Origin of the sequence: Paraburkholderia sp. RL17-347-BIC-D, from assembly GCF_046027915.1 — a bacterium.
In the GTDB taxonomy this organism is placed as follows: Bacteria; Pseudomonadota; Gammaproteobacteria; order Burkholderiales; family Burkholderiaceae; genus Paraburkholderia.
The window spans coordinates 1-1,317 of the sequence record NZ_JARESS010000175.1 but is presented as its reverse complement, the minus strand read 5'-3'; the positions used below and the strand labels follow the sequence as shown (position 1 = coordinate 1,317).

The following is a 1,317-nucleotide window of genomic DNA, read 5'->3' as shown; positions in this document are numbered from 1 at the left end:
GGATCGCGAGGCAAGGGTCCGCGTCAATCGCGCCAACCCTCAAATACGACATCCCACCGACAGAACAAGCCATACGTAAAAACGCCGCCCGCGCGAGACCCAGCCCAGACGGCGTCCATTTTCAAAACGCGTTCGTTTAAATGGCTTGTCGACGCGGTGGGCGCGGAGAACATCGCACTGGGACTTGAATCCAACCTGGCGCGCGTGGCCGAGTTGATCAACGGCGAGAGATTCACACCCGAGACGGCTTTCCACATCGAAACGACGCTCGGTCTACCCGACGGGTTTTTCGATCAACCCAATCCTGCGCTCACATCCGAAACGATCAGTCGCTTGAGGGCGCCGCTCAACTTTATTCGCGCGAATGCTGAGCCAGAATCGGCGGACGGGCAGCCAGTGGAACCGGCTCCTGCAGTACTGGCGAATCACCACCCTACCCCCACTGACCGTTTGCCCAGGAAATCAGAAATGCCAAAGAGAACCGATGGCGACTCGCCACAGGCCGTCGCGAAGCGCAACCCTGCAGCGGCAAGAACTGCCACGGCTCCCTCGTCGAAACCGGCATCAGCGAAGGCCAAAGCGTCCATGAAGTCCGGGGCCCAGCAATCCTTGCCGTTGACCGACGTGGCAGCTCTGCAAAACATTCGTCGCGCCAACCTGCACGTACTCACCTCACGTAAAGGATCGAAGGTGCGACTGAGCGCAGTAGTGAATATCAGCGCCTCCAACCTGGACAATCGTCTGTATGGACAGAAGCGCATGGACGACGCTGAAGCCAACCGTTTCACCGAACGCCTTGGGTTGCCGACTGCCTGGCTGGACGTTCCGCGTTCAGTCTCAGACATTCCTGAGTCTGTCTCGGCTCTGCTTGATCCGCTGTCGGGTCGATCTGCACCTGATCAGCAGGAGCTTCCTGCCGCGAAAAGGCCGGAAGCGGTGGTGGCAAGAAAATCCGCGACAAGACAGGCAAAAGCCGCGAGCGACCGACACGCCCAACCGTCCGAGGCGGATCACCCCAGCGGCAGCGTCGTTACGAAGGCAGTCGTGGAGCAACAGGATCCGGGACTTCCGCATGCCTCCGATCTGGCAATCCGGCAAACTGTCGACAGCGATTTCCCACCGTCCGCCTCCCACCAGCAGCCCGCGCCGGCTTCCATCACAGAGGTCATCGCGGAGCCGCGCCGTTCTGCTCCCGTGACCAGTCTTGGCGATCTGATCGGTATTGAACCGATCGCAGAGGCGCTGATCAAGACGCTCGCAGGTAAGGCACGAACCGGTCGTCTTGACGAAATGAAAGCGCTGGAACTATTGCGACAG

1 protein-coding gene is annotated in these 1,317 nt (G+C 60.1%); it reads left to right on the top strand.

What is annotated here, in order from left to right:
* A partial coding sequence (locus P0D96_RS47965) for a hypothetical protein (RefSeq protein ID WP_408321329.1) occupies positions 1-1,317 on the top strand: 1,317 nt, incomplete at both ends.